Source organism: Kitasatospora sp. NPDC093550, from assembly GCF_044764985.1.
GTDB lineage: Bacteria > Actinomycetota > Actinomycetes > Streptomycetales > Streptomycetaceae > Kitasatospora.
Genome location: NZ_JBIWJF010000038.1, coordinates 16,493 through 36,152 on the forward strand (window position 1 = coordinate 16,493; position 19,660 = coordinate 36,152).

20 protein-coding genes are annotated in these 19,660 nt (G+C 75.3%); 6 read left to right on the forward strand and 14 right to left on the reverse strand.

Annotation, left to right across the window (positions count from 1 at the left end; all coding sequences use genetic code 11):
• Positions 1-42: 42 nt before the first annotated feature.
• Complete coding sequence (locus ACIRD3_RS36175) at positions 43-2,544, reverse strand: helicase-associated domain-containing protein (RefSeq protein ID WP_402225214.1); 2,502 nt, start codon at positions 2,542-2,544, stop codon at positions 43-45.
• A 195-nt stretch (positions 2,545-2,739) separates the two neighbouring features.
• Between ACIRD3_RS36175 and ACIRD3_RS36180 the strand changes: the two genes are divergently transcribed.
• Positions 2,740-3,717, forward strand: coding sequence for a hypothetical protein (locus ACIRD3_RS36180; RefSeq protein WP_402225217.1), 978 nt, complete (start codon positions 2,740-2,742; stop codon positions 3,715-3,717).
• A 68-nt stretch (positions 3,718-3,785) separates the two neighbouring features.
• Here the strand turns inward: ACIRD3_RS36180 and ACIRD3_RS36185 are convergent, their stop codons facing one another.
• Entirely contained in the window at positions 3,786-4,532 is a 747-nt protein-coding gene (locus ACIRD3_RS36185) for a hypothetical protein (RefSeq protein WP_402225220.1), read from the reverse strand.
• A gap of 302 nt (positions 4,533-4,834) precedes the next feature.
• On the opposite strand from ACIRD3_RS36185, the gene ACIRD3_RS36190 reads away from it, so the two are divergent.
• Positions 4,835-5,908 carry a fatty acid desaturase family protein gene (locus ACIRD3_RS36190; RefSeq protein ID WP_402225223.1) on the forward strand — a complete coding sequence of 358 codons (1,074 nt, stop codon included), beginning with the start codon at positions 4,835-4,837 and terminating at the stop codon, positions 5,906-5,908.
• Positions 5,909-5,993: 85 nt separating this feature from the next.
• Here ACIRD3_RS36190 and ACIRD3_RS36195 read toward each other — a convergent pair whose 3' ends face one another.
• Entirely contained in the window at positions 5,994-6,362 is a 369-nt protein-coding gene (locus tag ACIRD3_RS36195) for a nuclear transport factor 2 family protein (protein ID WP_402225225.1), read from the reverse strand.
• A 70-nt stretch (positions 6,363-6,432) separates the two neighbouring features.
• Here ACIRD3_RS36195 and ACIRD3_RS36200 point away from each other — a divergent pair, with 70 nt between their 5' ends.
• Positions 6,433-7,308 carry a LysR family transcriptional regulator gene (locus ACIRD3_RS36200; protein WP_402225227.1) on the forward strand — a complete coding sequence of 292 codons (876 nt, stop codon included), beginning with the start codon at positions 6,433-6,435 and terminating at the stop codon, positions 7,306-7,308.
• Here ACIRD3_RS36200 and ACIRD3_RS36205 read toward each other — a convergent pair.
• On the reverse strand, positions 7,305-7,892 hold the full coding sequence (locus ACIRD3_RS36205) for a TIGR03086 family metal-binding protein (protein WP_402225229.1): 588 nt from the start codon (positions 7,890-7,892) through the stop codon (positions 7,305-7,307). The genes ACIRD3_RS36200 and ACIRD3_RS36205 overlap by 4 nt on opposite strands.
• A gap of 63 nt (positions 7,893-7,955) precedes the next feature.
• Here ACIRD3_RS36205 and ACIRD3_RS36210 point away from each other — a divergent pair, with 63 nt between their 5' ends.
• A complete protein-coding gene (locus ACIRD3_RS36210; RefSeq protein ID WP_402225231.1) occupies positions 7,956-8,747 on the forward strand; it encodes a DUF6597 domain-containing transcriptional factor in 792 nt (263 codons plus the stop codon).
• 1 nt (position 8,748) lies between these two features.
• Here ACIRD3_RS36210 and ACIRD3_RS36215 read toward each other — a convergent pair whose 3' ends face one another.
• The 5 genes from ACIRD3_RS36215 to ACIRD3_RS36235 form a co-directional block, all read right to left on the reverse strand.
• A complete protein-coding gene (locus ACIRD3_RS36215; protein WP_402225234.1) occupies positions 8,749-9,456 on the reverse strand; it encodes a VC0807 family protein in 708 nt (235 codons plus the stop codon).
• Between the two features lie 186 nt (positions 9,457-9,642).
• Entirely contained in the window at positions 9,643-10,626 is a 984-nt protein-coding gene (locus ACIRD3_RS36220) for an ABC transporter substrate-binding protein (RefSeq protein ID WP_402225237.1), read from the reverse strand.
• An 83-nt stretch (positions 10,627-10,709) separates the two neighbouring features.
• Positions 10,710-11,543, reverse strand: coding sequence for an ABC transporter ATP-binding protein (locus ACIRD3_RS36225; RefSeq protein WP_402225240.1), 834 nt, complete (start codon positions 11,541-11,543; stop codon positions 10,710-10,712).
• Positions 11,543-12,589, reverse strand: a complete 1,047-nt coding sequence (locus tag ACIRD3_RS36230; protein ID WP_402225242.1) for a FecCD family ABC transporter permease — start codon at positions 12,587-12,589, stop codon at positions 11,543-11,545. Before ACIRD3_RS36230 ends, ACIRD3_RS36225 begins: the two co-directional genes overlap by 1 nt.
• Positions 12,586-13,632: a FecCD family ABC transporter permease gene (locus ACIRD3_RS36235; RefSeq protein ID WP_402225244.1), complete on the reverse strand. Its 1,047-nt coding sequence runs from the start codon at positions 13,630-13,632 to the stop codon at positions 12,586-12,588. The genes ACIRD3_RS36230 and ACIRD3_RS36235 overlap by 4 nt, the downstream gene beginning before the upstream one ends.
• A gap of 99 nt (positions 13,633-13,731) precedes the next feature.
• Here ACIRD3_RS36235 and ACIRD3_RS36240 point away from each other — a divergent pair, with 99 nt between their 5' ends.
• On the forward strand, positions 13,732-14,358 hold the full coding sequence (locus ACIRD3_RS36240; RefSeq protein WP_402225246.1) for an HAD family hydrolase: 627 nt from the start codon (positions 13,732-13,734) through the stop codon (positions 14,356-14,358).
• Between the two features lie 32 nt (positions 14,359-14,390).
• On the opposite strand, the gene ACIRD3_RS36245 is transcribed toward ACIRD3_RS36240, so the two are convergent.
• Positions 14,391-14,621 carry a hypothetical protein gene (locus ACIRD3_RS36245; RefSeq protein WP_402225248.1) on the reverse strand — a complete coding sequence of 77 codons (231 nt, stop codon included), beginning with the start codon at positions 14,619-14,621 and terminating at the stop codon, positions 14,391-14,393.
• 473 nt (positions 14,622-15,094) lie between these two features.
• Between ACIRD3_RS36245 and ACIRD3_RS36250 the strand changes: the two genes are divergently transcribed.
• The gene (locus ACIRD3_RS36250; RefSeq protein ID WP_402225251.1) at positions 15,095-15,478 is read left to right on the forward strand and encodes a cold-shock protein; all 384 of its coding nucleotides are present in this window, start codon (positions 15,095-15,097) and stop codon (positions 15,476-15,478) included.
• A gap of 52 nt (positions 15,479-15,530) precedes the next feature.
• Here ACIRD3_RS36250 and ACIRD3_RS36255 read toward each other — a convergent pair whose 3' ends face one another.
• The 4 genes from ACIRD3_RS36255 to ACIRD3_RS36270 all read right to left on the reverse strand — a co-directional run bounded on the left by ACIRD3_RS36255 (position 15,531) and on the right by ACIRD3_RS36270 (position 19,143).
• On the reverse strand, positions 15,531-16,382 hold the full coding sequence (locus tag ACIRD3_RS36255) for a 1,4-dihydroxy-6-naphthoate synthase (RefSeq protein WP_402225253.1): 852 nt from the start codon (positions 16,380-16,382) through the stop codon (positions 15,531-15,533).
• Complete coding sequence (locus ACIRD3_RS36260; RefSeq protein WP_402225256.1) at positions 16,375-17,175, reverse strand: futalosine hydrolase; 801 nt, start codon at positions 17,173-17,175, stop codon at positions 16,375-16,377. Before ACIRD3_RS36260 ends, ACIRD3_RS36255 begins: the two co-directional genes overlap by 8 nt.
• Before the next feature lie 10 nt (positions 17,176-17,185).
• Positions 17,186-17,716: a hypothetical protein gene (locus ACIRD3_RS36265; protein WP_402225258.1), complete on the reverse strand. Its 531-nt coding sequence runs from the start codon at positions 17,714-17,716 to the stop codon at positions 17,186-17,188.
• Between the two features lie 74 nt (positions 17,717-17,790).
• On the reverse strand, positions 17,791-19,143 hold the full coding sequence (locus ACIRD3_RS36270) for an MFS transporter (RefSeq protein WP_402225314.1): 1,353 nt from the start codon (positions 19,141-19,143) through the stop codon (positions 17,791-17,793).
• Between the last annotated feature and the right edge of the window lie 517 nt (positions 19,144-19,660).

A 19,660-nucleotide genomic window follows, 5' to 3' on the forward strand; every position in this document is an offset into this window, starting at 1 on the left:
GGTTCCGTCACCCGTCCTGTTCCGTCACCCTGTCCGGTTCCGTCATTCGTCCAGCTCGGCGACGCCGGTGATGCGGTGGAGGGCGAAGGTGCGCAGTTCGTCGGCGTGGTGGTCGAAGGCGGTGACGAAGCCGCCTTCGACCTTGACCGGGTCGATGATGCGCTGGCTGGCGATGCCCTCGGCGTTGAGGTAGCCGATCCACATCCGCTCGCCGAGGAGCACGGCCGTCTGGAGCGCGGCCAGGGTCTCGGCGGCGGCGGTGCGGGGCAGGTGGCGCGGGTCGGGGGAGGGCTCGCGGCGGGCGGCGGTCGCGGCGCGGTCGCCGGCCCGGATGGCCTTGATGGCGGCGGCGAGCAGGGTGTCGTCGGGGGTGGGCGGGCCGTCGGGCACGGGGACGGGGGCCGTCCGGGGCGGGGTGCGGTGGCTGTCCGGGCGGGTGATCAGCACGTCGCCCTCGGCGGACTCGGCGGCCGGGGCGTAGCCCATCGTGCGCAGGGTGGCGAGCAGGACGTCCGGGGCGGCCTGGGCGGCGAGCACGGTGGGGGCGAGCAGCCGGAGCCGCAGCTCGGCGGAGCGGCGGTCGGCGAGCACCTCGTTGAGCAGCGCCGGATCGTCGCAGCGCAGGTAGGAGGAGGCGGCGCCGACCCGCAGGATGCCGTGCCGGCGGGCGACGTCGTCGATCAGGTAGGTGAGCGGCTGCGGGACGGGCGTACGGCTGTGCTGCTCCAGGAAGGCGCGCAGGTCCGCGGCGGTGCGTCCGGCGTCGAGGGCGCGGCGGACGGACGCCGGGGTGAAGCGGTAGACGGTGGCGCCGCCCTTGGACTCGATGTCGGCGCACAGCGCGAGGGCGTGGGCGAGCGGGGTGAGCAGCGGGCCGGGGGCGATCGCGGTGAGGTCCGGCTGGAGGATCACGTGGTCGAGCGGCTGCGGAAGCAGCGGGGCGAGCACCTCGGCCGGGTCGGCCTCGGCGGTGAGCAGGGCGCGGGCGGGGGCGGCGAGGGCGCCGCGGCCGGTGACGCCGAGGAGTTCGGCCTCGTCGAGCGTCCAGGCGGTGAGCTCGTCGCGCAGGTCGCGGCCGTCCGGGCCGGTCGGTCCGCCGCGCAGCGGGCGCTGCCAGCGCAGGGTCGGGAGCAGTTCGTCGGCGGTGGCCGGGGTGCCGGGCGGGAGTTCGGCGAGCAGGGCGAGGGCGGCGCGGCGGACGGACGGGGCGAGGGTGCGGTCGAGCTCGGGGCCGAGCGCGGCGCGGGTCTTGCCCTTGCCGTCCGGGGTGCCGGCGAGGGCGGGGACGCGGGTGGCGGCGAGCCAGGCGGTGGCGAGGACGGACCAGCGCTCGGCGGTGTCCAGCTGCAGCCAGGCGTCGTAGGCGGGGGTGGGGGCCCAGCGCTCGTCCACCTCGCCGTCGGGGGCCAGCAGGCCCGCGGTGTAGGCGAGTTCGAGCCAGAACGCGGCCTGCTGCTCGGTGGTCTCCAGGGCCTGGGCGGCGCGCTTGAGGTCCCGTACGCCGAGACCGCCGGCGCGCAGGGTGAGCGGCGGGGTGAGGCCCCAGCCGTCCAGCAGCTCCTCGACGGTCTTGACGGCGGTGAGCGCCTGGCCGGCGGCGGCGCTGTCCACAGCCTGTGGATCGCGCGGGGCGGCCGCGGGCGCGGGTTCGGGCTGGACCGGCTCGACGGTGCGGTGGGTGCGGCCGCCGCGCAGGTGCAGGGCGAGCTCGCGGGGCAGCACGACGCTGCCGGGGCTGGTCGGCAGCAGCAGGCCGCGGGCGAGCAGCCACTCGACGGGGCTCTGCGCGTCCTCGGCGGTGACCGGACGGGCGGCGTCCGGGACGGTGCCGGTGGGCGGGCCCCAGACCAGCCGGTCCAGCAGCCGCAGGGCGGCCTCGGGGGCGGTGTCGAGCAGGGCGGTGCAGCGGGCGCGGTCGGTGAGCAGCGCGGTGAGCGCGGCGACGGCGGTGACCGGGTCCGGGGTGGCGGGCTGGCCGGCCGAGGCGAGCAGTTGCTGCAGCCGGGCCGGGGACATCCCGACGGTGGCCTCGGCGAGGGTCGGGCCGAGGCCGGTGCGGCCCGGGTTGGCGGCGGTCGGCGCGAGTGCCTCGCGGACGGCCAGGACCAGGCGCAGGCCGTTGTCCGGGCCCCAGACCAGCGCCCGGTCGCGCAGGGTGGCGAGCGCGCGGGGCAGGGCGGAGGCGACCGCGGACCGGTCGGCCGGGCTGAGGGGGGTCGCGCCGGGGTGCGGCTTGACCTTGGCCGGGCCGGTGAGCAGGGAGCGGACGGTGGCCGCGGAGGTGCCGTCCGGAGCGGTGGCCAGCGCCTCGGCGACCTGCAGGGTGAAGCGGTCCAGCCGCTCCAGGGCGCGCAGCGCGGACGCGCGCGAGGACAACCGGGCGGACAGCTGGGTCAGGTCCCCGGGGACGGGGTTCAGCAGGTCGGGGCGCGAGCGGAGCAGGGCGGCGAGCGCGTCGTCGGGACGGGCGCGCAGCTCCTCGGCGAGGGTGCGCGGGCCGGCGGCGGACCTGTTCCGGCGTTGGGGGCCCTGCTGTGTGGTCATTCGACCTAGGTTAGTCGGGCGGGCGGACGCGAGGGTGTCCCTCGCCCCCGCCCGGACCGGGCGGGCGCTCCGCCGGGTGGTGCCGGGCCGGTGGACTCGCGTGGGCGGGGGCGGGGTGGGTAGCGTCACGCCGAGGGCGGGTCGGTGGGCGGTCGCGCTCTCCACGGGCGGGTCGGGCGAGGCGGGGTGTCGGTGATGACGGACGGCGAGTGGTGGCGCAAGAGCGGGCCGTGGAGCGAGCGCGTGGTCGGTGGTGCGGACGGCCCCGCCGGGCAGGGCGGTGCCGGGCAGGGGGGTTCGTCGGAGTCGTCGGGCGCCCCGGTCGTGCCGCCCGCGCCCTCCGTACCGCCGGTGGTGCCGTCGTCGGCCTTCGATCCTGACAGCGTGTACGACCCGCCGGCGCCGAGCGCGGCCGGGATCCCGTCCGTGCCGCTGAACCCGCCGGACGTCGTCGACGCCGAGGCGCGGGCGGCCGCGATCCCGCCGCCGACGGTGAGCAGCACCGGGCCGTGGACCATGACGGTGTTCGACTTCTCGGACGGGCCGGAGCCCGCACCGGGGCCGATTCCCGAGCAGCGCGCGGCGGAGGCGGCCGCGGCGGCAGCGGCCGCCGCGGAGCCGGTGCCCGCGGTGGACCCGAAAGCCCTGAGGAAGTCGAAGAAGCTGCGGAAGGCCAGGGGGAAGGCGGCCCAGGAGGCTCCTGCCGCCGGTGCGCCCGGGGCTCCGGGCGGGGCGAAGGGCGCGGCGAAGGGCGCGGGGAAGGGAACGGCGAAGGGGGCCGCGAAGGGCGCGGGCAAGGACGCGGGTGCCCGCAGGGTGTCCCCGCTGATCCTGCTCTCCAGCACACTCCTGGTCGGCGGTGCCGTCACCGGCTTCTTCCCGGTGATGCTGGCGGGCTGGGGCCTCGGCTACCTCTCCCGTCAACTCTCCGATCTGACGCGCAAGTTCGCGATCCTGGGCATCCCGCTGATCACGATGAGCGCGACCACCCTGGTCGCCATGCAGCACGCCAAGCAGGGCGGCGCCCAGGGCGGCGGACTGCAGTCGGGCTCGCCGCTGGGGCAGATCGGCTGGTCGTCGGCCCCGAACGTGCTGCGGCTGTCGGCGGTGATCTCCGCGGTGGTCCTGCTGCTGGTCGGCCTGCGCCGCCGCCCGCCGCAGCAGCAGGGCTGAGGCGGGGCGGCCGCTCGCGCGGGTGGGGGCGGCCGGTGGCGGCGGGGAAGCCGCCAGGAGCCGGGGCCTCAGTGCAGCGGCAGCGCCTTGACGCCCGAAAGCAGCGGGATGAGCTTGAACCGGCCGTCCCCGGCGCCGCAGGAGGCCTTGGTGTCGGGAGTGTTGGAGATGTTCGTCCCGGCGTCGAACCGCCCGTCCCCGTTCCGGGCGAAGGTCGTGAAGTGGTCCAGGTAGCCGTCGTAGTAGTACATGCACTGGTGCAGGTTGAGGTACCGCCCGGCGGTCAGGTCCAGGGGGGTCGCGCTCGACAGCAGGGGGATGGGGTGGTCGGTGCCCCCGCCGCCACAAACCGGTGCGGTGTCACGGGAGTTGGAGACGTTGGTGCCCGCGACGAACTTGACGTCGGTGGTCCCGACCACCGTGGTGAGGTGGTCCTGGTCGAAGTCGCTCCAGAAGACGCACTGGTGCAGGTTCAGGTAGCGCCCGGCGGTCAGGTCGAAGCCCTGGGCGGCCGTGTAGACGTTGGGCTCGTACCTCCCGTCGCCGGGTCCGCAGACGGCGGCGGCGACGGGAGTGTCGGAGACGTTCGTCCCGGCGCTGAACCGTCCGTCCCCGGTGGGGACGAGGGCGGTGATCAGGTCGAAGCTGTTCGGCAGGAAGGGCCCGCTCCAGACGCACTGGTGCAGGTTCAGGTACCGGCCCGCCGGGGGCGGCGGAGCGGTGTCGGCGGTGGCGGTGGGAGCCGGGCCGACCAGGGCGGCGGCGGTCAGGGCGACGCCGGTGAGCGCGGCGCAGACGCGGGGGGACAGGCGCATCGGGGACTCTCCGAGGTGCGGTGCGGCCGCCCTGGGCGAGCGGCCGTCTCGCACGAGGCTTCCCGGGGTGCCCGCCGCTCCCGGCCTGTGCGCCGCAGGTTCACCTGAACGACCGGCCGCCCGGGCGCCCGGTGTCGACGCCGAGGTCAACCGGCCCGCCCGGCGGCCGTGCCGACGACCCGGGCGGCGACGGCCGCCGGGTGACGGCGGGCCGGCACCCCGGCCGGTGCGGGGGTTAACACCCGTACGGGAAGGGTGCTTTCCCCGTTCTCCGGCTCGCCCCGGCGAACCAGACTCGGGGCATGCCCACACAGCCCCTGAGCACGGCCGTCGCCCCCGCCCCGCAGGCGGGGAGCGCGAGCGCCGGCAGCGACTTCGCCCGACTGAGCCGCCGGATGGCCGCCGAGGGCCTGCTCGACCGGCGCCCCGGCTACTACGCCGTCCGGACCGCCCTGGTGCTGGCGGCGTTCCTCGGCGGCTGGTGGGCCCTGTTCGCGCTCGGGGACACCTGGTGGCAGCTCGGGCTGGCGGCGGGGATGGCCGTCGTCTTCGCCCAGATCGGCCTGCTCTCCCACGACCTGGCGCACCGTCAGGTGTTCGGTCGGAGGCTGCCGAGCGAGATCGGCGGCCGGATCGCCGCCAACCTCCTGATGGGCATGAGCTACGGCTGGTGGATGAACAAGCACACCCGCCACCACGCCAATCCGAACCACGAGGAGCGGGACCCGGACGTCTCGCCCGACCTCGTGGTGTGGTCCGAGCGGCAGGCCCGGCAGGCGAGCGGACTCGCCCGGTTCATCGGCCGCCGGCAGGCCTACCTGTTCTTCCCGCTGCTCCTGCTGGAGGGCCTCAACCTCAGCTTCAACAGCTTCCGCGCGCTGCGCGGCCCCACGATGAAGCGCCCGGTGCTGGAGGGCGTGCTGCTGGTCGTCCACTTCGCGGCCTACCTCGGCCTCGTCCTCGCCGCGCTCCCGGCCGGGAAGGCGATCGCCTTCCTCGCGGTGCACCAGGCGCTCCTCGGCGTCTACCTGGGCTGCGTCTTCGCCCCGAACCACAAGGGCATGCTGATGGTGACGCCGGACATGAAGCTGGACTTCCTGCGCCGCCAGGTGCTCACCTCGCGCAACGTGCGCGGCGGGCCGGTCGTCGACGCGGTGATGGGCGGCCTCAACTACCAGGTGGAGCACCACCTGTTCCCCAGCATGCCGACCCCCGCACTCGGACGGGCCGCCCGGATCACCCGGGAGTTCTGCGCGGAGGAGGGCATCCCGTACTACGAGGTCGGCCTGCTCCGTTCGTACCGCGAGATCCTGGCCCACCTCCACCGGACGGGCGAGCCGATCCGTTCGGGGGAGCCGGCGCGCCAGGGGGTGTGAGCGGCGGGCGCCGGACGTGAGGAGTGCCGTGACTCCCCCCCCCCGCGGGTCACGGCACTCGTGGTGTCCGGTTCGGCTGGCGTGGTCAGTTCTGCTTCTCGAAGCCGGCCAGCAGGGCGCGCGGGTCGAAGGTGACCCGGATCCGGGCGATCTTCCCGTCCTCGACGTGCATCCAGTTCACCGTCGGGGTCGGCTCCGCGACGCTGGTGTGCAGCTCGAACCAGGTGATCACCTCGTCGCCCTCGGCCACCCGCACCTTCACGTCGATCTTCTCCAGCACCCGCCCGAGACCCCGCAGCCCGGCCAGCGCCTCCTCCACGCCTGAGGCGGTTCCCAGCGCCCCGACGAAGTCCACGTCGTCGGCCAGCAGTCCCCGGAGGGTCTCGAAGTCGCCCGCCTCCCAGGCGGTGAAGTAGGTCTCGGCAAGCTCGCGTGCGCTCTTCGTCGTCGTCATGCCCCCATCCTCCCGCCGCCCCTCCCATCCGTCCAACAGATGGATTGGATGCCAGCTATCATTGTTGGATATGGAGATGCATCAGCTGCGCTACTTCGCCGCCGTCGTCGACGAGGGCTCCTTCACCGCCGCGGCCGGCCGCCTGCACGTCAGCCAGTCCGGAATCAGCACCCAGGTCGCCAAGCTGGAGCGCGAGTTGGGCCAGCAGCTGCTCGACCGGTCCGGGCGCAGGATCCGGCTCACCCCGGCCGGCGAGGCGGTCCTCCCGCTGGCGAAGAGCGCGCTGGCCACGTTGGACGCCATCCGGCACACCGCCGCCGAGTTCGCCGACGCGGTGCGCGGCCGGGTCCGGCTCGGCATGATCATGGGCTGCTCGATCCCGCCCTTCCTGGACGTCGTCGCCGACCTGGGCCGCACCCACCCCGGCATCGAGCTGAGCCTGCACGAGGGCCACTCCGACCTGCTCCAGGCGCAGGTCCGCTCCGGCGACCTGGACCTGGCGCTGATCGGCTTCGCCGGTGCGGCCGACCCGGGCCTGGAGGTCGACGTCGTGGTGGACGAGCGGATCGTCGCCGTCGTCCCGGCCGGACACCCGCTCGACCGGGCCTCCCTGCGACTCGCCGACCTGCGCGGCGAGAAGATCCTCTGCCTCTCCCCGGGCACCGGCCTGCGGGCCGCCTACGAGGACTCCTGCCGCCGGCTCGGCCTCGAACCGCGCGTGGACATCGACGCCAGCTCCCCGCTCGCCGTCCTCCGCCTCGCCGAGCGCGGCGCCGGGGTCGCCGTCCTCAGCGACTCCTCCGCCGAGGGGGTCGGCCTGCGGACCGTCCCGATCGCCGACGCGGCGACCCGCGCCCGGCTCGGCCTGGTGTCCCGCCGCGACCAGCACTCCCCGGCGGTGCGGCTGCTGCGGGCCGAACTCGTCGCGGCGATGAGGAGTTCCTAAGCCTTCCAGCGCGGGTCGCGGCCGGAGGCGGCCAGCGCCCGCTCCCAGGCCGAGGCGCCCTCCGGCGGGGTCAGCGTGCCGGCGAAGCCCTCGTACTGGCGGTACATCCGCGCGTACTCCGCCACGATCTCCTCGGTCAGCGCCGCGAGTTCCTCGTCCACCTCGACGGCCCCGCCGGTCGCCCGGGCGACGTCCCAGCCGTGCAGCAGCAGCTCCAGGACCAGCATCCGGGCGATGGCCGCCGCCGGCACCGGGGAGCCGCCGAGGTCGACCTCGCCCTCCCAGGCCGCCGGGTCGGCCCAGGCCGCGACGGCGCGCTCCAGCTGCTCCGCGTAGTCGGCGGACCAGTCGGGCCGGGCGGTGAAGTCGCGGTCGATCAGCTCCCGGGGCAGCTCGGTGCGGCGGGCCCGGTGCTCCAGGCCGTACGAGGTGTAGAGCACCCAGTGGTTGATCAGCGCACGGGTGTCGAAGTCCGCGCAGGGCGTCGGCGCGTCCAGCGGGTGTTCGGCCGGGACGGCGGCGGCGACGGCGGCCGCGGCGGCCGCGGCGCGGGCCAGGAAGGGGTGCATCGGGTGAACGCTCATGCCCGGATCCTCCGCCGCCCGGCGCCGCGCGGTCTTGAAGAAACGCGACGTAGCCTGGCCGCCATGGACTCTCCCGATCTCGGCCGCGGCGTGCTGCACCCGGCTCGGGCGGCCGAGCTGATCAGCGTGGAGCGGCTGGTGCCCGAGCCGGGGGTGGCGCGGTTCGTCGAGTACTACTGGCTGGTGCGCTGGGACCTGCGCGGCCTGCCCCCGTACGAGCAGAAGGTGCTCGCCCACCCCCATGTGCACCTGGTCTTCGAGGCGCCGCGGGCCCGTGTCTACGGGGTGGACCGCGCCCTGTTCGTCCGCCGTCTGGAGGGGGCCGGGCACGTGCTGGGCGTACGGTTCCGGGCGGGCGCCTTCCGACCGTTCGCGGGCCGACCGGTGATCTCCCTGGCCGACCGGTCCGTCCCCGCCGCCGACTACTTCGGCCCGGCCGTGGACCGGCTCACCCCGCTGCTGCTGAGTGGTGACCAGGGCGGTCCCGCCGCCCTCGCGGACGCCTTCCTACGGTCCCGGCTGCCGGAACCGGATCCGGTCGCCGACGAGGTCGCCGCGATGGTGGACCGGATCACCGGCACTCCGGACCTCCGCCGGGTGGACGACCTGGCGGAGGAGTTCGGCCTCGGTGTGCGACGCCTCCAGCGCCTGTTCGCCGAGTACGTCGGCGCCTCCCCCAAGTGGGTGCTGCGCCGCGCCCGGCTCCACGAGGCGGCCGAACGGGCGGCCTCCGGCGGCGAGTTGGACCTGGCCGCACTCGCCGCCGAACTGGGCTACGCCGACCAGGCGCACCTCACCCGCGACTTCACCGCGGCGGTGGGCGTCTCTCCGGCCCGCTACGCGGGCACCCGCTGACTCAGGCCGTCGCGGCGGGTTCCGCGGCCGCGGTCCCGGCGGCGGCAGCGGCGGCGCGGCCCTTGGCGCTGGCCCGCTTGGCGTAGGTGATGGTGAAGTACACCAGCCCGCCGAGCACCGCGTACGGAAGGATGCTGTTGACCGTCACCACGGTGCCGTGCGCGAGGGTGTAGACCAGGACGATCCGCAGCACGGCCTCCAGGACGAAGGCCACGCCCCAGACGATGGTCAGGTTGCGCTGCACGCGGCGGAAGCCCGGGTACTGCCACATGGAGTTCCACCAGGCGACCATCTCCGGCGTGCCGTCGGTGGCGAACTTGCGGCCGAAGTAGAACATGATCGGCTTCGGCGCGGCGAGCGAGACCAGGTAGAGCACGCCGAGCAGGCCGGAGACGAAGGAGTCCTTGGCCAGCAGCATCTTCGGATCGGTGGGCCCGACCAGCGAGACGACCAGGGTCAGGGCGACGAAGACCAGCGAGACGATGGCGAACTCGTCGATCCGGCGGTGCCAGACGAGGTAGATCAGGGTGTCGACCACCGGCCCCAGGCCGGAGAGCAGGATGGCGGTGGATTCGCTGTAGCCGTGGTCGCGGAGCTGGTTGTAGATCAGGATCGGCGCGACGACGTTGAAGCCGATGCTGATCAGCCAGCCGAGGGCGGCGGCGCCGCCCTTGCGGGCAGGAGCCTGCGGAGCTGCGGAAGTTGACACTGTGTTGTCCCCCCGAGGTGATGAGCCGTGATTTTTCCGGATCATTCTGACGGACCGGCAGGTCACGCGCATAACGCCGGACCCGAATCGTGATCGATCGTGCCCGAGCGGGCCGGTGCTCACGCGCCGGGGGCGCCCGCTCACTCCCCGGAGGCGGCGCGGCCCGCGCTCCGGGGGGGGCGGGGCTCACGCCCCGAGGAAGCGCTGCAGTTCGTCCAGCACGTAGTTGGCCCCGGTGTAGCCGATCCCCTGGAACCACAGCTGGTCGTCCACCGGGAACGCCCGGTGCGCCCGGACGGCCCCCAGCGCCTGCCAGCCCGGGCTCGCCAGCGTGGCGTTGGTGCCCGCCCGCTCCGGGTCGCCGTACGTCGCGTAGAGCAGCAGGTCGCCGTCGGCCTTCGCGATCTGGTCCGGCGGGACCTCGACGTCCGACTGGTCGACGTTCTGCGCGTCCGGCCGCCCGACCTGGGCGTCGGCGAGCACCGTCCCGGGGAAGCTCTGCCGGCCGTACAGCCGGATCCCGCCGCCCTCCACGAACCGCACCAGGCTCACCTTGCGCCCGGAGAGCTTCGCCGCCGACAGCGCCTGGGCCACCTGCCCGGCGTGCTTCTGGTACGAGCCGACGAAGGCCGCCGCGGCCGCCTCCCGGCCCAACGCCTGGGCGTGCAGCTGGAAGTTGGCCTTCCACGGCGCGCCGGTGGTCTGGGTGAGCACGGTCGGGGCGAGCTCGCGCAGCTGGTCGTAGCGGTCGCCGTCGCGGGCCTGGTTGGAGAGGATCAGGTCCGGCCGCAGCGCCCGTACGGTCGGCAGGTCGGGGGAGCCGGCCGGGCCGACCACCCGGATCCCGGACGTCCGGGGGGACGGCCAGTAGTCGGGGTAGCTGGTGTCGCGGGCCGGGAGCGCGGCGCCGACCGGGGTGATGCCGAGGGTCAGCGCGGAGTCGAGCACGTCGGTGTCCAGGACGACCACCCGCATCGGCCGGCCCGGCACCTGCACCGGCCCGTTCGCGGTGTCCACGGTCACCGGCGGCACCGGGGTGGCGGAGGGCGAGGCGCTCGCGTCGAGGCTGTCGGCGGTGGCCGGGGACGGGTGCCGGGTCCCGCCGGTGCACGCCGCGAGCGCGGCCCCGCCGAGGCCGGTGAGGAGGGTGCGGCGGGCGATCGGTCGCATCGGCGGTCCTCGGGAGGGGAGGCGGGGTCGGGGTGCCGTCGATTATGTCCGAATTGGTGCCTGAAGTGCCGTCAAGCGTGCCGTCAGGCGTCCACCGCCGCCGCCGCCTCGGCCGCCCAGGGGGCGCCCGGGACGACCAGGGGCGTGCCGGTCACCGGGTCCGGCACCACCACCGAGTCCAGCCCGAACACCTCCCGCACCAGATCCGCCGTCACCACCTGCGCGGGCGGGCCCTGCGCCACCACCCGGCCGTCCCGCATCGCCACCAGGTGGTCGGCGTACCGGGCCGCCTGGTTGAGGTCGTGCAGCACGGCCACGACGGTCCGTCCGCGCTCCACGTTCAGCCGGCGGACCAGGTCCAGCACCTCCACCTGGTGCGCGATGTCCAGGTAGGTGGTCGGCTCGTCCAGCAGCAGGATGTCGGTGCCCTGGGCGAGCGCCATGGCGATCCAGGCGCGCTGGCGCTGGCCGCCCGACAGTTCGTCCATGCTGCGCTCGGCCAGCTCCGCGGTGGAGGTGCGCTCCAGCGCCTCCGAGACGGCGGCCTCGTCCTCCGGCGACCACTGCTGCCACCAGCTCTGGTGCGGCTGACGGCCGCGCGAGACCAGGTCCGCCACCGAGATGCCCTCGGGGGCGGTGGGCGACTGCGGCAGCAGGCCGAGCCGCTGGGCGATCCGCTTGGTCGGGATCCGTGCCAGCTCCTCGCCGTCCAGCAGCACCGCGCCCCGGGCCGGCTTCAGCAGTCGGCCGAGGGCCCGCAGCAGGGTCGACTTGCCGCAGGCGTTCGGGCCGACGATCACCGTCACCCGGCCGTCCGGGATGCCGACGTCCAGACCCTCCACGACGGTGCGCGCCTCGTAGGCCAGGGTGAGGCCCCGGGCCTCCAGGCGGTGCCCGGACGGCTGGTGTGCGGACATCAGGAACCTCCACGGCGGGATCGGACCAGCAGCCACATCAGGTACGGCGCGCCGACCAGGCCGGTCACCACGCCCACCGGCAGTTCGGTCGGCGCCAGCAGCCGCCGGGCGATCAGGTCGGCGAGGACCACCACCAGCGCGCCGGTCAGCGCCGAGCAGAACAGCGGGACCTGCGCCGAGCGGGCCAGCCGCAGCGCGATCTGCGGGGCCATCAGCGCGACGAAGTCCACCGGCCCGGCGGCCCCGGCCGCGCAGGAGGCCAGCACGATGCCCAGCAGCGCCATGCCCAGCCGGATCCGGTCCAGCCGAAGCCCGAGGCCCACCGCGGTGGCGTCGTCGAAGGAGATCGACCGCTGGGCGCGGGCCGCCCACAGCGCCCCCGGGACGGCGGCGAGCAGCACCCAGGCCAGCGGGCCGGCCCGGTCGTAGCCGGAGCCGTTCAGGCTGCCGGTCATCCAGACCTTGGCGGCCTGGGCCTGGAAGCCGTCGCCCCTGGTGAGGAAGACCGAGGTGAGCGAGGACAGCGCGACGCTGATCCCGATGCCGATCAGCACGAAGCGCTGCGCGTGCAGCCCGCGCCGCCAGGCCAGCGCGTACACCAGCAGCCCGGCCACCAGGCCGCCGGCCACCGCGGCGTACGGCGCCTGGCCGGTCGAGCCGACCACGCCGTAGGCCGTCAGGCCGACCACGGTCGCGGTCGCGCCCCAGGTCACCCCGACCACGTCGGGGCTGGCCAGCGGATTGCGGGCGACGGTCTGGACCAGCGCCCCGGCCAGCCCGAGCGCCGCACCGACCAGCAGCCCGACGACCACCCGGGGCAGCCGGAACTCGCCGACCACCAGCTCGTCCGGGCTCGGCCGCCCGAGCACCACCTTCACCACCTCGCCCGGCGACACCGTGGACTCGCCCAGGCACAGCGAGGCCACCACCGTCCCGGCGAGCGCCGCCAGCAGCCCGACCGCGACGAGCGCCGAGCGCCGGTGCAGCAGCACGGAGGCCCGCCCGGCCCGCAGCACGGAGTACCCGGGGAGGGACACGCCGCTCATGCCGCCACGACCTTCCGGCGACGGACCAGGGCCACCAGCACCGGGACGCCGACCAGGGCCGTCATCACGCCCGCCGGCACCTCGGACGGCGGGAACAGCACCCGGCCGAGGGTGTCGGCCAGCAGCAGGAGGGCCGGGCCGAGGACGGCGGAGAAGGCGAGGATCCAGCGGTGGTCGGCGCCCGCGACGGCACGGGCCGCGTGCGGGACGGCGAGGCCGACGAAGGCGATCGGGCCGGCCGCCGCGACCGCCGAGCCGGTGAGGACGGTCGCGCCGAGCGCGCCGACCGCCCGAACCGGGCCGGTCCGCGCGCCCAGGCCCTTCGCGGTGTCGTCGCCGAGCGCCAGCGCGTCCAGCCCGCGCGCCACCGCCACGACCAGCACGGAGCCGACCGCCAGGAAGGGCAGCAGCTGCCAGGCCACGTCGGCGGTGCGGCCGGAGAGCGAGCCGACGTGCCAGAAGCGGAACCGGTCCATGGTGGCCGCGTCCGTGGTCAGCACCAGGGTGTTGAGCGAGGCGATGAAGCCGGACATCGCCGAGCCGGCCAGCGCCAGCTTGACCGGCGTCGCCCCGCCCCGGCCCCGCCCGGCGAGGCCGTGGACCAGCACGGTGGCCAGCAGCGCGCCCGCGAAGCCGAACCAGACGTACCCGGTGAGGGCGGAGACGCCGAAGCCGGAGACGGCGACCACCACCCCGGCCGCCGCGCCCTGCGAGGCGCCGAGGATGCCGGGGTCGGCGATCGGGTTCCGGGTCAGGCCCTGCATGACGGCCCCGGCCAGCCCGAGCGCCGCGCCGACGGCCAGGCCGACGACCGTCCGGGGCACCCGCAGCTCGCGGATCACCACGGCGTTCGCGGTGTCCCCGCCGTGCAGCAGGGCGTCGACGGTGTCGCCGAACGGGACGGTCCGGCTGCCGATCGCCAGGCTCAGCAGCACCGCGGCGCCCAGCACGGCCAGCGCGGCGGCGAACCACGGTAACCGGCGCCGCGGCGCGCGGTCCGGCGCGCGCGGCGCGCCCGGCGGCGCGGTGGTGTCGTCGGTCATGGGCCCTCCCCGCAGACAACTCAGGCAAACCTAAGTTCCGCCGCGAAGCCGGGGCAAATTGCCTCGTGGCACGGGCCGTCCGTTGGATAGCCTGGCGGCATGCCCGCGACCTCACAGGCCCCGCTCACCGTCGGCTTCGACCTCGACATGACGCTGCTGGACACCCGGCCGGGTATCCGCGCCACCTACCTGGCGCTCTCCGCCGAGACCGGCACCCCCATCGACGCCGACCTCGTGGTCACCCGGCTCGGCCCGCCGCTGCTGGACGAGATCCGCAACTGGTTCCCGGAGGAGGAGGTGGAGCGGGCCGCGACGCGCTACCGCGAGCTGTACCGCGACCACGCCTTCGCCCCGACCGTCGCCCTGCCGGGCGCGTACGCCGCCGTCGAGGCGGTCCGCGCGCACGGCGGCCGGGTCGCCGTGATCACCGGCAAGTACGAGCCGAACGCCCGCCTCCACCTGGAGCACGCCGGGCTGCCGGCGGACGTGCTGATCGGCGACCTCTGGGCGGAGACCAAGGGCGACGCGCTGCGCGACCACGGCGCCAGCATCTACGTCGGCGACCACCTCGGAGACATCCGCGGCGCCCGGCACGCGGACGCCCTCGCCGTCTGCGTCCCCACCGGCCCGTACGGCGCCGACGAGCTGCGCGAGGCGGGCGCGGACGTGGTGCTGACGGACCTCACCGAGTTCCCGGGCTGGCTCGCCGCCCACCTGGCCGCCTAGGGCGCGGTGCGGGGCCCTGCCGTCCTACGGCACTACGGCCCGACGCGGCGGCGCTGGGCCCGGGCGTTCAGGAACAGCCCGGTCAGCGCGGACAGGAAGCCCGCCGGCATCAGCATGCTCAGCCAGTACGCGGCCGTCGGCAGCGGCGTGAGGTGCAGGAACAGCGGGACGAAGGTGACCAGGGTGGCGAGGGCGCCGATGCCGAAGACGATCACCCCGGCCTTGACGTACACGTCGCCGGGATCGGCGCTCTGGCTGCTCACGTCTGCTCACTCCTCGGGGCGGGGCCGGACCGCCCCCAGTCTGGCAGAGCGCCGGTCCGCGCGGCCCACCGGAGCGGTCCGGTCACGTTGCGCAGTTTCCCGGCAGCTCAAAGTTTTGATCCCTGTTGAGCGGGGGTATGCAGGGGGTGCCGAGGGGCGCTACAGGTGCGTCCCGCGTCCTCAGACCCGGGGGGTGTGAGCCGATGGACAGCGCAGCGACGCGACCCGGCCGTGCCAGTACCGGGTCGCCCGTGACCGCGAGATCCCCGCGCCCCGCCGCCCCGAGCGCTCCCCGGAGCGTGGATCCTTCGCGGAACACGAATGAGGCAGTCACGGACCGTTAGTCTGCTCCTGACCGCGTGCTGACCCTGAGCGCCCACGGGCGCCGAGCCGAGGTCGGCCGCCTTTCTCCCACCACCCAGTGATCCCCGGCCAGGCCGGGATCCCTCACACCCATTCGAGGACTGTTCGAGATGCCCACCGGCCAGGTCAAGTGGTTCAACGAGACGAAGGGCTTCGGCTTCCTGTCGCGCGACGACGGCGGCGACGTCTTCGTCCACACCAAGGCGCTGCCCGCCGGTGTCACCGCGCTGAAGCCGGGCCAGCGGGTCGAGTTCGGCGTCGTCGCGGGCCACCGCGGCGACCAGGCGATGGCCGTGCAGCTGCTGGAGGCGCTGCCCTCGGTGGCCGCCGCCCAGCGCCGCAGCGCGGACGACATGGCCCCGATCGTCCAGGACCTGATCACCACCCTGGACGCGGTGCTGCCCGGCCTCCAGCGCGGGCGCTACCCGGCCAAGCCGACCGGTCAGAAGCTGGCCGGCCTGCTGCGCGCGGTGGCCGACCAGTTCGACGTCTGACCGGCACGGCACAGGGCGCCGGAGGCGGGAGCCGGGGCCTGTCCGGCGTGCCCTAGAACGCCAGCGCACCCGGGTCGAGCGAGGGCACCAGCCCCTCCGCGGCGGCCCGGGTGAGCAGTGCGCGGACGGCCGCGTAGCCCTCCTCGCCGAGGTCCTCGGTGAACTCGGTGACGTACAGCTCGATGTGCTGCTTCGCGACGTCCGGGTCCATCTCCTGGGCGTGCGCCAGCACGTACGCGTGGCTCGCCGCCGGGTCGGCCCAGGCCTGTCGGACGGAGGCGCGGACGGCGTCGGCGATCGCCCGCAGTCGCTCGGCGCCGAGCGAGCGCTTGGCGACGATCGCGCCCAGCGGGATCGGCAGCCCGGTCTCCCGCTCCCAGGCCTCGCCCATGTCGGCCAGGCTGTGCAGCCCGTACTGCCGGTAGGTGAAGCGGGCCTCGTGGATCACCAGGCCGGCGTCCACCCGGCCGTCCCGGACGGCCGGCATGATCTCGTGGAACGGCAGGACGACGATCTCGCCGAAGCCGCCCGGGACCGCCTTCGCCGCCCAGAGCCGGAACAGCAGGTAGGCGGTGGAGCGCTCGGAGGGCACCGCGACGGTCTTCCCGGCGAGGTCCGCGGGGGACTCCACGCCCGGCAGGGTGAGCACCAGCGGGCCGCAGCCGCGCCCGAGCGCGCCGCCGCAGGGCAGCAGGGTGTACTCGTCCAGGACCCACGGCAACGCGCCGTAGCTGATCTTCAGGACGTCCAGCTCGCCGCGCTCGGCCATGCCGTTGGTGACGTCGATGTCGGCGAAGGTCACCTCGGGGGCGTCCGCCCCGGGCACCAGGCCGTGTGCCCAGGCGTGGAAGACGAAGGTGTCGTTCGGGCAGGGCGAGTACGCGATGCTCAGCCGTTCAGCCACGGCCGGCCTCCTCGATCGGTTGGTGCCGTACGGCCGTTTCCGGTGCCTGCCGTGCGGCCAGTTCGTGGACGGGCAGCGCGGCGAAGGCCCGCTCCAGGGCGGCCAGCGCCTCGCCGATCCGCCAGGCGGCCCGGTCGCGCGGGCCCACCGGATTGGACACGGTGCGCAGTTCGAGGGCCGGCACGCCGTACCGGGCGGCGGCCTCGGCCACGCCGAAGCCCTCCATCGCCTCGGCGGCCGCGCCCGGGTGGCGGGCGGCCAGCGCGGCGGCCCGCCGGGCGCTGCCGGTGACGGTGGAGACGGTCAGCACCGGGCCGGTGACGGCGCCGCGGTCGGCCAGCGCCCGCCCGACGAGCCCGACGAGCGCCGGGGGAGGGGTGTGCCGGACGGTGCCGAAGCCGAGCTCGGTGACGTCGGCGAAGCCCTCGGGGGTCTCCGCGCCGAGGTCCGCGGCCACGATCGCGTCGGCCACCACGGTGGCACCGACCGGGGCGTGCGGGGCGAAGCCTCCGGCGATCCCGGCCGAGACGACCAGGGTGTACGGGCGGGCGGCCAGCGCGGCGGAGGCGGCGGCCGCGGCGGCGGCCGGGCCGACCCCGGCGGCCAGCACGTCCACCGGGGCGCCCCCGGAGCGGTGCAGGGTGCCACCGGGCAGCGGCAGGGCGACGGCCCCGCCGGGCAGGCCGCGCAGCACGGCCTCGGCCTCGGCGGCCACCGCGACGACGACGAGCAGCCGGGCCCGCCCGGGGCCCGACTGCTCGTGCTCGCCGTTTCCGGCGCCGTGCGCGGTCATCGCAGGACCGTCAGCTGTCCTGGGTGTTCAGCTGGAAGTACCAGACGGCGATCGGGTTGTCCGAGTTCTTGTCGCCCTCGACCACGGTGATCAGCGTCTTGCCGCTGGCGTTGAGGATCTTGTTCGCCTGCTGGGCGCCGGACCAGGTCGGGCCCTTGGCGTACGAAGCGATGCTGGTGCGCCCGCCGCCGGAGGTCGAGCCACCGTTGCTGAAGGCCCACCAGCCCGAGTCGGCCACGTTCGGGGAGACACCGACGCCGACCCGGTCGCTCGCCACCACGTCCGACGTGGGCAGGGTGCCGTTCTTCAGGGCGTCGTTGGCGGCCTCCTGGCACTTGTCCTGGAGGTCCTCGGTGATCGGGCTGCCGTTGTTCCAGCACAGCGGGTCCGCGACGATCGAGGAGTTGCCGACCGTGAGGGTGGCACGGTGCGAGATGTGCTCGGTCTGGTCGGACGCGATGGCGACGGAGGTGCCCACCGTGGCGGCGCCGACCACGACGACGGCGCCGAGGGCGGCGATGGCACGGGAATTGAGGCTCATGGGATCAGAATCTACCGGGCCTGGCCGATCACGCTACGCGGGGGTCGGCCACCGCGTGTTGCCGCACCGCCGGGTCAGGCCACCCGGGGCGCCGTCGGGTGCCGCCGCAGGCCCACCCGGAAGAGCGAGCGGAGCGTCCACAGCAGCACCAGGCCGACCACCGCGGCGGCGACGGACAGGCCCAGCACCCCGTTCAGCGGCAGCAGGATGCCCACCGCGCCGCCGGCCACCCAGGACAGCTGCATCAGCGTCTCGGACCGGGCGAAGGCCGAGGTCCGCACCGCCTCCGGGACGTCCCGCTGGATCAGCGCGTCCAGCGCCAGCTTGCCCAGCGAGGCCGCCATCCCGGCGGTGCCCGCGACCAGAATCACCGTCACCACGCCGTACCAGAGCGCGGCCGCGGCCGTCACGCAGGTGGCCAGCAGCAGCATCGCGGTGACCGTCGCCTCCGGGCCGCGGGTGCGCAGCCAGGAGCCGAGCACCGAGCCGAGCGCGTTGCCGGTGCCCGCGGCCAGTGCCACCAGGCCCAGCGCCAGCGTCGGCTGCAGGCCGCCGACCGGCTCCTCACGCAGCAGGAAGGCCAGGAACATCACCAGGAAGCCGACCAGCCACTTCATCGCGGACATCGCCCGCAGCGCCAGGATCACCGAGGGGCCCACGGTGCGCAGCGAGGCCTTGACCGGCGGCGGCTTGTGGGGGATCAGGTGCGAGCCCTCGCCGTGCACCTCGGCGTGCAGGACGGCGCGCTGCTCGCCCTTGGCCGAGTCGACCTCGTGCGGCAGGTGGAAGGCCATCAGGGTGCCGATCACGAAGACCAGGAAGGCGCCGCGCAGGGGCCAGCCCGGGCCGATCAGGTGCAGCAGCCCGCCCACCCCCGCCGCCACGCCGGTGGCCAGCAGCCCGGCCAGGGTGACCCGGGAGTTCGCCTTCACCAGGGAGAGCCGGCTCGGCAGCAGCCGGGGCACCACGACGCTGCGCACCACCCCGTACGCCTTGGACGCGACCAGCACGCCGAGGGCCTCCGGGTAGAGCGCGAGGCCGCCGCCGGAGATCACCCCGGCCATCGTCCAGGCCAGCACCGCCCGGGCCAGCATCGCCATCGCCATGGCCGCCCGGCGGCCGTGCGGCAGGCGGTCCAGGAGCGGGCCGATCACCGGGGCCAGGACGGCGAAGGGGGCCATCGTGATCAGCAGGTAGAGCGCCACCCGGCCGCGGGCCTCGCCGGTGGGCACCGAGAAGAAGATGGTGGAGGCCAGCGCGATGGTGATCAGCATGTCGCCGAAGGAGTTGAGCGCGTGCAGCTCGATCAGCTTGGCGAGGCCGGACTCGCCCGCGCCCTCGGCGGAGGTGGCCCGGCGGATCCGGCGGCCGGTGCCGTGCACCACCTTGCCGGTGCGGGAGCCGGCGGCGGAGGCGGTGCGGACCAGGAAGTTCCGGCGGGGCTCGGGGACCTCCTCCTCCGGGCCCTCCAGGTCCTCGTCCGGCTCGGGAGCGGCCGGTGCGTCGGCGGCGCCGGGCGCGGCGGGCCCGGCCGGCTCGGACGGCCCGGCCGGTGCGGCGGGCTTGACCAGGCTCACGGCCCCGGCGGGCGCCCCGGTGCCGTCCGCCGCCCGCGGTTCGCCCGCGTCGGGGACCGGCTGCTGTCGCGGCACGGCGTCCGCCTCGTCGGGGCTGCCGGCCTGCGAGGCGCGCAGTGCGTGCTGCGACGGGTCGTCGTCCGCCACAAGCCCATCCTGCCCCAGATTCGCCGCGCCGACGCGGGATTGTGCCCGGCTCGGCGCGGTCGTGGAACGACTGCGTCCGCCCCGGACTGTGCCGGGGCACCGACCGGCGGGTAGCCTGCCCAAGGTCCGCCCGCCGGGGCGCCGGGGCGCCGGCAGGCCGGTCGAGCGGCGCGGCCGGTACCCGAGGGGGCCTCCGGTCGCGCAGAATGGACGAGGGACT

Bases quoted from the DNA above. Each gene is read 5' to 3' on its own strand.
- ACIRD3_RS36180 (WP_402225217.1), top strand. From the start codon at position 2,740: ATGACGGACGGCGAGTGGTGGCGCAAGAGCGGGCCGTGGAGCGAGCGC.
- ACIRD3_RS36205 (WP_402225229.1), bottom strand. From the start codon at position 7,892: ATGAGCGTTCACCCGATGCACCCCTTCCTGGCCCGCGCCGCGGCCGCC.
- ACIRD3_RS36265 (WP_402225258.1), bottom strand. From the start codon at position 17,716: ATGAGCCTCAATTCCCGTGCCATCGCCGCCCTCGGCGCCGTCGTCGTG.
- ACIRD3_RS36250 (WP_402225251.1), top strand. From the start codon at position 15,095: ATGCCCACCGGCCAGGTCAAGTGGTTCAACGAGACGAAGGGCTTCGGC.
- ACIRD3_RS36260 (WP_402225256.1), bottom strand. From the start codon at position 17,175: ATGACCGCGCACGGCGCCGGAAACGGCGAGCACGAGCAGTCGGGCCCC.
- ACIRD3_RS36220 (WP_402225237.1), bottom strand. From the start codon at position 10,626: ATGCGACCGATCGCCCGCCGCACCCTCCTCACCGGCCTCGGCGGGGCC.
- ACIRD3_RS36175 (WP_402225214.1), bottom strand. From the start codon at position 2,544: ATGACCACACAGCAGGGCCCCCAACGCCGGAACAGGTCCGCCGCCGGC.
- ACIRD3_RS36200 (WP_402225227.1), top strand. From the start codon at position 6,433: ATGGAGATGCATCAGCTGCGCTACTTCGCCGCCGTCGTCGACGAGGGC.
- ACIRD3_RS36210 (WP_402225231.1), top strand. From the start codon at position 7,956: ATGGACTCTCCCGATCTCGGCCGCGGCGTGCTGCACCCGGCTCGGGCG.
- ACIRD3_RS36230 (WP_402225242.1), bottom strand. From the start codon at position 12,589: ATGAGCGGCGTGTCCCTCCCCGGGTACTCCGTGCTGCGGGCCGGGCGG.
- ACIRD3_RS36235 (WP_402225244.1), bottom strand. From the start codon at position 13,632: ATGACCGACGACACCACCGCGCCGCCGGGCGCGCCGCGCGCGCCGGAC.
- ACIRD3_RS36195 (WP_402225225.1), bottom strand. From the start codon at position 6,362: ATGACGACGACGAAGAGCGCACGCGAGCTTGCCGAGACCTACTTCACC.
- ACIRD3_RS36225 (WP_402225240.1), bottom strand. From the start codon at position 11,543: ATGTCCGCACACCAGCCGTCCGGGCACCGCCTGGAGGCCCGGGGCCTC.
- ACIRD3_RS36185 (WP_402225220.1), bottom strand. From the start codon at position 4,532: ATGCGCCTGTCCCCCCGCGTCTGCGCCGCGCTCACCGGCGTCGCCCTG.
- ACIRD3_RS36240 (WP_402225246.1), top strand. From the start codon at position 13,732: ATGCCCGCGACCTCACAGGCCCCGCTCACCGTCGGCTTCGACCTCGAC.
- ACIRD3_RS36190 (WP_402225223.1), top strand. From the start codon at position 4,835: ATGCCCACACAGCCCCTGAGCACGGCCGTCGCCCCCGCCCCGCAGGCG.